Source organism: Pararobbsia alpina (genome assembly GCF_902859895.1).
Taxonomy (GTDB): Bacteria; Pseudomonadota; Gammaproteobacteria; order Burkholderiales; family Burkholderiaceae; genus Pararobbsia; species Pararobbsia alpina.
This window is the reverse complement of the sequence record NZ_CADIKM010000085.1, coordinates 1-9,135: the sequence shown is the minus strand read 5'-3', so window position 1 is coordinate 9,135 and position 9,135 is coordinate 1. Positions and strand designations below refer to the sequence as shown.

8 protein-coding genes are annotated in these 9,135 nt (G+C 60.0%); 5 read left to right on the top strand and 3 right to left on the bottom strand.

Features of this window, described 5'->3' with window-relative positions; genetic code table 11:
- The 5 genes from HV670_RS28580 to HV670_RS28560 all read left to right on the top strand — a co-directional run.
- A partial coding sequence (locus tag HV670_RS28580) for a manganese catalase family protein (protein WP_175108322.1) occupies positions 1-421 on the top strand: 421 nt, incomplete at its 5' end.
- A 580-nt stretch (positions 422-1,001) separates the two neighbouring features.
- The gene (locus tag HV670_RS28575) at positions 1,002-1,718 is read left to right on the top strand and encodes a hypothetical protein (protein ID WP_175108321.1); all 717 of its coding nucleotides are present in this window, start codon (positions 1,002-1,004) and stop codon (positions 1,716-1,718) included.
- 29 nt (positions 1,719-1,747) lie between these two features.
- Positions 1,748-2,224, top strand: a complete 477-nt coding sequence (locus tag HV670_RS28570; protein ID WP_175108320.1) for a YsnF/AvaK domain-containing protein — start codon at positions 1,748-1,750, stop codon at positions 2,222-2,224.
- Positions 2,225-2,276: 52 nt separating this feature from the next.
- Positions 2,277-3,182, top strand: a complete 906-nt coding sequence (locus HV670_RS28565) for a YsnF/AvaK domain-containing protein (protein ID WP_175108319.1) — start codon at positions 2,277-2,279, stop codon at positions 3,180-3,182.
- Between the two features lie 269 nt (positions 3,183-3,451).
- Positions 3,452-4,018: a DUF3005 domain-containing protein gene (locus tag HV670_RS28560; protein ID WP_175108318.1), complete on the top strand. Its 567-nt coding sequence runs from the start codon at positions 3,452-3,454 to the stop codon at positions 4,016-4,018.
- Positions 4,019-6,162: 2,144 nt separating this feature from the next.
- Here the strand turns inward: HV670_RS28560 and HV670_RS28555 are convergent.
- The 3 genes from HV670_RS28555 to HV670_RS28545 all read right to left on the bottom strand — a co-directional run bounded on the left by HV670_RS28555 (position 6,163) and on the right by HV670_RS28545 (position 8,368).
- Positions 6,163-6,342, bottom strand: coding sequence for a DUF2934 domain-containing protein (locus HV670_RS28555; protein ID WP_175108317.1), 180 nt, complete (start codon positions 6,340-6,342; stop codon positions 6,163-6,165).
- A 113-nt stretch (positions 6,343-6,455) separates the two neighbouring features.
- The gene (locus HV670_RS28550; RefSeq protein ID WP_175108316.1) at positions 6,456-7,625 is read right to left on the bottom strand and encodes a zinc-dependent alcohol dehydrogenase; all 1,170 of its coding nucleotides are present in this window, start codon (positions 7,623-7,625) and stop codon (positions 6,456-6,458) included.
- A 167-nt stretch (positions 7,626-7,792) separates the two neighbouring features.
- A complete protein-coding gene (locus HV670_RS28545) occupies positions 7,793-8,368 on the bottom strand; it encodes a DUF4142 domain-containing protein (RefSeq protein WP_175108315.1) in 576 nt (191 codons plus the stop codon).
- Positions 8,369-9,135: the final 767 nt, after the last annotated feature.

Genomic DNA, 9,135 nt, shown 5'->3' with positions numbered 1-9,135 from the left:
GGACCTGCGTTCCAATATCGCCGCCGAAGCACGAGCGAAGATCGTCTACGAGCGGTTGATGAACGTGACCGACGATGCTGAAATCCGCGAAACACTCGGCTTTTTGATGACACGTGAAATTGCGCATCAGAAGTCGTTCGAGATGGCACTACATTCCATACAGCCGAACTTTCCTGAAGGAAAGTTGCCCGGATTGGAACAATTTTCCAGCGTTTATTACAAAATGTCGGCCGGTGATGGCGCACCTCGCGGACCGTGGAACCAGGGGCCTGAATGGGAATTCGTCGAGTCACCGCAAGCTGCGGTGGATGGTGGCGACGGCACGGCATCGGTCGCTTTGCCCGGCGATGCTGCGAAGACGCTCCGGGCATTAGCGAGTCGGACCGCATCGGGCGTCAACATCGATCCGAAGGCACACTAGGGGGCGGCCATCGCCCCCCGGGCATTGCGCCGCGCACCCGTTCGGGCGCCCGGCGTCTCAGCACATTAGAAATGCGGGGCAAGGCTGCTTCCGACATACCGATAATCGCGGGGGATGCGCCCCGCCAGATCCTCCCGGCAAAGGCTCACAGCGGTAACGAACGCCTGAGCTGCAAGGGGGGTTTGTGACTATCGTTTCGCCGCCCATGCTGGTGGCGTCGGCGCACAGCTGCTTTTGATGGCGGCCAGAACTAGGGGAAGCGGCACCGCAGGAATTTCCCTCTCCCGGTCGCTGCGGCGGCACGCGCACCTTGGCGCGAGTCTTAGCTTCGCAACCCGTGTAATCCCGTGAGCGGGCTCGCATTGCACCCGCGCCCCTGGAAGGGTGCGATTGGCTCAACCCCGAACGAAACCCCGGCAACGTCACTCTTTTGTCCCGGTCAAGGTGTGCAAAAGTAATTTGTTTAGCTATTTAACTGTCTGCGCGCCGGTCTAGGAATGGTCGTTGCACAAACAGGTTACCCACACGCGGTACCTAGACAGACCGTCGTTTCGGAATCCTTAGCTCTTGGAGAATTGATATGCGCCTACTTTTTACAGGGGAAGGTCTTCCCCGTATCTCATGGGGTGCCGTTATAGCCGGCGTCATCCTATCGCTCATTACTTACCTGCTTTTGACCGTGCTTGGAACGGCCATTGGCGCTTCTGTGTTGTCCCCCCTCACCCGGCCTGACCCGGCGCGCGGCTTCGCATTCGGCTCAGGCGCTTACTTGATTGTCATGACGGTGATCGCAGTGTTCGTTGGGTCTTATTTTGCTGGCCGTTGTGCGCCAGTGCTGGGCTGGCTCCATGGCCTGCTCGCGTGGGCCGCGATGATCCTCCTGGTGGCCTATGGTGCAACGTCCCTCGTGGGTAGCGCTGTGAGCACCGCGGGCAGCATGGCGTCGACCGGTGCCACTGTCGCGGCCGCCGCAAACCCGTCTGGCGCGAGTGGAACGATGATGGATTCCCTCAAAGCGCAAGTTCAAGGCGCAGTCGCCTCGGCGACAGCTCAAGCGTCAAGTCCGCAAGCAGAAGCCGATGCACGGCAGGCAGCGGATACGGCGGCTCGCGGCGTCGCGCGCGCCTCGTGGTTCTCATTCGCCGCGCTTGTGATCGGCGCGATCATCGCGATGGTCTCGGGTAATGTGGGTTTCCGTCATCAGCCGCCGTTCGAAGACGCAGGCGGCAATGCACGCGATGACCTCGCCGTGCGGACTTCCGAGCGCGACGCGCCCCCCACTCGTGCTGCGCACTGAGCAGGCATCTTCGAGACGGGAGTACAGGCATGAACACGCACAATGAACCGACGCCGACCGTTGACGGCGCGACGACGGCCCTGCTCGCGACCGAGGAACGTCTGGCGGTGTCGGCACAAGAGCAGGACAAGGGCGCTGTTCGCATTCGCACCATCACACACTTCGAGTCGCTTGAGGTGCCCGTTCTCTTGCGCAGCAACGCGGTGCACATCGAACGCGTGGAAGTCAATCAATTTGTCGAGGCGAAGTTCGGCCCGCGCAATGAGGGCGACACATTGATCGTGCCAGTGTTCGAGTGCGTGCCGGTCACCGAACTGAAGTTGATGTTGAAAGAAGAAATACGCATTACGACCGTCGTCACCGAAAAGACTGATGTGCACGTCGCCGAAGTGCAACGTCAACAGGTCGTCGTAGAAAGGCGAGTCGGGAGCACTGGAGACTGGATCGCGGACGCCACGATGCCGTCCTCCGGTGCAGACGAGCCCTCTGCAAAATCCGCTTTATAAATCGCAAACCCTGGCCGCAGTTCAAGCCGCCCAATCCAATATGGAGCACGAGATGACCCAAGTTATCGTAGGTGTATTTGACTCATTTGAGGAGGCCGATGGCGCGGTCTCACGCCTCGTACAAGGCGGCCTTAGGCGTGACGACATGGAAGTGCACGCGAACGATCAGTTAGGCGCCGCTGGCGAGCGCACGGTAGACGCCGATAAACCCGCGGCGTCGACCGCGAGCGAGGAAGTCGGCGTATTCGGCAAGGTCGAGCGTTTCTTCAGCAACATGTTCGGCAGCGACGATCGACCGGAAGAAGTGGGCCACTATCAGGAAGCCGTTCGTCGCGGCGGTGCGCTGCTCACTGTCTCCGTGACCGATGAAGCGCAAGTCGCAATGGTGCGCTCAGCGTTACACGAAGCGGGTGCTGTCGATATCGACGAGCGCGTGGCGCAGTGGAAGAGCAGCGGCTATTCGGGCTTCGATTCGACAGCGAGGCCCTACACCGCGGATGAAGTTACCGCAGAGAGGCAAGCGTTCGCGGTTACGCGCGAGTCGCTCGATGTGGGCAAGCGCGAAGTGGATAGCGGTGGTGTGCGCGTCTATTCTCGAGCAACGGAAACACCTGTCACCGAGACGGTCAACTTGCGCGAAGAACACGCCACCATCGAACGCCGGCCGGTGGATCGCGTCGCCACAGCAGCGGACCTAAAAGAAGGGTCGGTAGAAATCCGCGAAACCGCTGAGCATGCGGTGGTGGCCAAGACCGCACACGTGGTCGAAGAGGTGGTCGTGGGCCGCGAAGCGACAGAGCACACCGAGACTATCAACGAGACTTTGCGCGGCACTGACGTCGAGGTCGAGCACGATGGCCGGAGAGACAGTGGGTTGAAGTCGGTGGATCCGGAACTGCCCGCTGATGCACGAAGCGTCAATGACACTAGCACTGTCACTTCAGGGAAAGCTACCTGAGCCGAGGGCGGCAGGCAACTCGTGATTTAAAGCGGTCGCCTGCCCATCCGAGCCCAAAGGGAGCAGATGTGACCGTATGGCTAGCCCCTATGTCGCGCACTTTCGCAGGGCTAGCCAAAGCGAAGCTCTGATCGCCCGCACGGACGATGTATCAGTTGTCGAAGTGGCGGCCTCGCTTACCGCATTGGAGAAAACGGAGCGGTTGCGGAAGTCAGGTTGCAGCAACGTCCCGTCGGACCGCTTCACTGACCAACGAAGGAAACAAGACCATGCAGAATGCCGAATCGAACCCAGGACAGGCCCAGCAGAACGAGATTGCTGCCCGAAGTCCTGCCCACACGCCCGCCGCGGGCTCCGCTTCCCCCGACGCAGCGACGTTGGCGAAGGAATTTGGGAGCAGCACGACGGCCAGCTCGGCCGAACCGACATTCGGGCCGAAGACGTCGAACCCGCTGCCGCCGGTGGACCTTGAGGCGCAGACGTCGGACTCGAAAGATCCGCTCGAACGCGCTCGAAGCCGGATCGTATCGGTCGATGTGGCCAATACTGGATCGACCGACAATACGGTGGACACTGACGGAAAAGCGCTGGAGGCTAAACGCAACCTGCCTGCGTGGCACGACAATGTCCTTACCTCGAATGCGACCGTCGAAAACAATGTGCCGGCGCCGGCTACCGGCCTCGGCGGAGTCGACAGCCGGGCCGGGGGCAACCTGCCCCTGGTAGCGGCCCGCCCTGGGTGGCGCGTCGTCCATTGCGGAACGGTGTACAAGGACGAAATGAACGGCTCGCGCGCCGAACAGGTAATACGGTTCGAGCGGGCCGGTTCAACCTGACTTCAGAGGACGGTGCGTACTCCAGCGCATCGTATTGACACGCCCCGCGGCGTGCGGCCCAGCCCGGCGCGGTGGGCCATTTTTTCGGCGCAATGGAGTAGAAATCAAGGGCCGGGAGCAAATAGCGATCGTGGCGGCGTCCTGGGCCAGCGATTTCTCAAAGGGCTAGCGAATACGGCGACTTTCCACTCGCTGCACCCGCAACGCCGCTGATAGCGGCGGCCTGAATACGGGCGTACCCCACGGCACCGCTACTCGCCGCGTAGATCAATTCGGACACGTGAAAATTTGCACAAGGCGGCACGCTGATTGCGTCGGCATTCGCTGTCTACGTGCCTACTGATGGCGCGTCTTCGTTCTCCTCTGCCGCGCCACCAGCGCTAAACACATGAGAGCCAGATCTACCGTCATATGCGCGCGCGACGAGCTCATTTTGCTTGTCGCCCATGAGCGCCCATCGTCGCCGCCGCGGTGATCATTGCATGGGGGAAAGATCAAATTTTCGAAACGCCACTGGGGGCCTGTCGCCGTGAACTGACAGAGGAAACGTCTATCAACCCGCTGCGGCTTCATTACCTGTTCCAGTTTGGCGGTTTAGCGAAGCGGCACTATGTGTTCTCTGCTGATCTCGCGCAGGATGCTTTGGCTGAACCTTGCAACGAAATCGCAAGCTTGCCGTCGGTTCCGTCCGGGAGAGATCGCAGCCTTGCCGGCCAGCATTCCGACGCGCGGAATTGTCTCTCTGTTTGTGACCGGGTACGGCGCAGCTTACACAGGAGGTCCGCGTGTACATAGGCCACGGCGTAGATCGGCGACCCGTGCAAGCAACTGCTGCGACGCTGCCAGCCACACAGCTGCGAACGCGGATTTGTAGCGATTACGCGTTAGCCGTGTAGAGCTTACAGCGATAGACAATGAGTTTGCCCACCACGCTAGCAATCAGCTTTCCGCTGAACAGCAGTCTTCTTTCGCTACTCGTTTCCACACTTGCTTTGAGGTCGCGTCGGAAACCGGCTTGTCGCGGGCCGCATCTATCCGCTGGCGTTCATGCCGGCACGCGCAAGATCGAGGCGCGGATTCACGTGCGCGCAAGAACGCAGGCGGCGACAGCTCGAGTGGACCTGGACTTCCTCGACGGAATACCGTACGACTCGGTGTCGTGCCACGTTGGGTTCTCGTCGGGGCGACAGTAGTGAGACGCATCGTACCGGGGTGGCTGTTACGCCCGCTGCCGCCGCCGAAATCGCGAGCCGCATTGCCGGCGTTGAGCTCGTGCCAATCGACAGGAAGACGGAAAGGGATGAGGGATCGCGTGCTCTCACGGCACCTTGCGACGGTCGGCGCCCCGTCTAAATTCGGCCGGAAACCGCGGGAAACGGTCCTCCGCATGGGTTCGGCAGAAATGGCGAAGTTCGATCATGTCGCGACCGGCCTGCTCGGCAGATTCGCATCGAAACCGACTCCTCCGTCGTGACCTCGGCGTTGCGGACAGTCCACTCGATCTATAACGTAGCCCACGGGCTCAATCGCCACGTGGCTTCGAATACTATCTTGTGCACTTGCACACCATCCTTACGGACACGACGATGCGCGCTACCGTTCAACGTCGGCATGTTGCTGTTGAAGCGAAAGATTACATGGCAGACGTTCAAGTACGCCATTCAGAAGCGATCGTGGCTTGGCGGGCCGCAAGACGGCCATATCGTTGACCCGGACTCGAATAGGAAAAGCCATGAAAATGAACGACCTCTCGGCGGAAGCAGAGCGTGCATTGCGTGCCGAAGGCTTCATGATGCTGGCGCTCAAAGCGGATCGGAGGCAGATGATGTCTCGGCGTCGCTGCGCAAGTGCAAGTTGCTCCCTGCGCGCTTAGACGCTCGAGAGTTCGCAGCGCGGGTTGAGCACGAGCTCATCGACTATCCCGTTGGCACAGCACTTCCGCATACCGCCTGCTTAAGGCCAGATTTTACGGCAACTTGTTCGAGCGTTTGGCATGGTGGCAACGGCGTGTAAATTCTTCTCGCTGCCGGAGCGATTGCAAGAGAGCTATCGTCGTGCGTCTGGAAATGGCAGGCTTCAGGCGCGAGTACAGACCAGCCGTCCGCCGCAATATCAAATGGTGCCTGGGGCCACGCGTTATGCCGTCAGGAATGATGCATATTGAGCGGGACGGAAAGATCGCCCACGCCTCGCTTGCGATCTTCGTCCGCCATCATTTTAATCGCGCGATCCCAGTGTTCGTCGGCGCGTCCCTCGGGGCACCCCTCCAGTAACCAGAGTTCATACGCCAGCAGGCGGATGTGTTCCTCGTTCCAGCTATGCATTATCAGTTCCCCCGCCAGTGGCGGCCCCTGGGTTATCGCCTGTGACCGCGCGACGTTTGACCTGCGAGACAGAGCGTGCGCCATCCTGTGATGGATGTTCCCGCGCACGTAAATCATAGCGTCATGACGACCTTGATGCATCCATCCTTTTTGTCGCGGAAGGTCTCATACATCTGCGGTCCATCCTCCAGTGAGACTCGATGAGTAATCACGAACGAGGGGTCGATCTGTCCTTGCTCAATACGTTGAAGTAAATCGTCGGTCCACCGATTCACGTGGGTTTGACCCATTCGCCAAGTCAGGCCCTTATTCATCGCCGCACCAAACGGAATCTTGTCAACCAGTCCGCCATAGACTCCCGGCACCGACAACACGCCCGCGGGCCGGCACACGTAAATCATCTCCCGCAGCACATGGGGACGGTCGGTCTCGAGCATTACGGCCTGCTTGACACGGTCGTAGAGTCCATCGAACGAACGCGTCGCATGCGACTCCATGCCGACCGCGTCAATGCATTTTTCGGGTCCTTTGCCGCCGGTCAATTCGGCCAGGCGATCCAGCACGCTTTCGTTGTCAAAATCGATGGTGATCGCGCCGCCCTCTCGCGCCATGGCGAGCCGTTCCGCGATATGGTCCATGCAGATCACCTGCCGAGCACCGAGCAAAATCGCACTACGCACCGCCATTTGTCCCACGGGTCCCGCTCCCCAAACCGCCACGGTGTCGGCCGATTCGATCTCGCACTGGACGGCGGCCTGCCACCCAGTTGGGAAGATGTCCCCAAGAAAAAGTACCTGTTCGTCAGTCAATCCTTCGGGAATCTTGACGTGCGTACGATCCGCAAATGGCACGCGCACGTACTCGGCCTGCCCCCCCGCGTATCCTCCGGTCAGGTGGCTGTATCCAAACAGACCAGCGGTCGCGTGGCCAAACACCTTGTCTGCCGCCTCCTTGTTGCGATTGCTGCGCTCGCAGGCAGAAAAATTGCCACGTTTGCATTGCTCACAGTCGCCACAGATGATTGTAAATGGGACCACCACGCGGTCGCCGACCCGGAGCGCCGTGTTGTCGTGACCGACTTCGACAACTTCGCCCATAAATTCGTGGCCCATGATATCGCCGGGCTCCATGCCCGGCATAAAGCCGTCGAAGAGATGCAGATCCGAACCGCAAATCGCACACGCGGACACCCTGATAATGGCGTCACGCGGGTGCTCGATAATCGGATCGTTGACAGTATCGCACCGAATGTCTTTCTTGCCGTGCCAGCAAAGCGCTCTCATGGAGGTCTCCAGATGCGTTGGCGCATCCGCGTCGCAGATGCTGATTCGTCCACGTCAGAGTTAGTGAGCAAAGATCGTTCCGCCTTATCTTTCCCGCTGCACGTCAGCACGCTTAATGGATCAGCGACTGCCCACTCGTCGCGATGCGATCGGCTTCAACCCCCGAATTAACTCTGATTGTGGAGCGAGGTCTCGGATGCACTGATGCCTTTCTTTGCCGCGAGGGCCTTGGCCATTTGCAAATGTTCCTGAATCGTCGGCAAGCTCTTCTGCGCCGCCGCCTTCAGGTCGGCGTTCTGCCCAGTATTGATTTCTTCCTGGAACGCGGCGACTGCCTTGGTATGTCCCTCGAGTCCTACCTTCCGAATATATGCGTCGTCGAACGCTTTGCCCTTGAGTCCCTTCAGCGAGTCCAGCACCTCCGTATCGGAGTTATCCTTCGGCACCGCTACCCCGTGAGGGGCCGCCATCTTTAGCGACATCGTCAGCTTTGTGTGATCGATCGACATATGCCGAGCAAATGACTTGACGTCCTCGTCCTGCGAGTTCTTCATCGCCAATTTAGCCGCGTCAATTTCGGTCGAACTGGACATCGAGGCTGCTTGCACGAATGCTTTGTCTGGCGCGGGCAACTTATTCGCAGCGGTCGTTGAGGCGGCCTGAGTCTGCGCATTCACTAACGGGCTTCCCGCCGCAATTACGGCTGTTAAGGCAAGGGATGCGGCAATATGTCGGGCTGTCATGATTATTCCTTTGTCAATTGAGTGCTAACCAGCGATGGTGCAAGCTGCATTCCTGACGCGGTCCATCGTGACACGGAACGTTCCGCCAATTGCTCTTCCCCACGAGTGCCTCGAGTTTGCGCTACGGATGGATTGCGGCGAGCCTCAGGCGGGAATGCCGTGCCGCCAATCCATATTGTTGGGCCCCGGTCTGGCCGAAATAGTGTTCAATACGGCTGAGCGCAGATATCGCCGCCGCGCGTCGGACAAACGTCACAGCGGTTCCCCGGGCGTCCACTACCGCGCAAGGTTCCCGTCTCCACCACCGTGCAAGTCTTGGGGCGACGCGCACCTTTGCTCCGCCCCGCGTTCTAAGTGTCGATCTATCACCTCTCACCCAGGCCCGCGACGCGCTGCGGAAGAGCCGCTCCATTTGCGGCGCACTCGGGCCAATGTGCCGTTCGCGGTGTCTCATCGTGGGAAGTTTGAAGTCGTCATTGGAACCCAATGCGGCTGATTGGCGACGTGCGGAATCGTGCGCCGGTCGCGTGGCGCCAGTCCGCCGGGGCGACCTTGGCCTGCGGCGAGCCGTCTGACCAGTCAGCACTGACATGTAAACTCGATGCCGCGGAAACGCCCTTTGCTGTCTCGCACGGTTTTTTTGCCTTGTTCACCGCTTAGGGACACGCTGACCAATACGCATCGCATAGCCGGTTGACGTGCGAATGGATGCGACGATCGGCCCGCGGGCACTGCCGATGCTGAATAGCGGGTCTCGACAGCCTTTG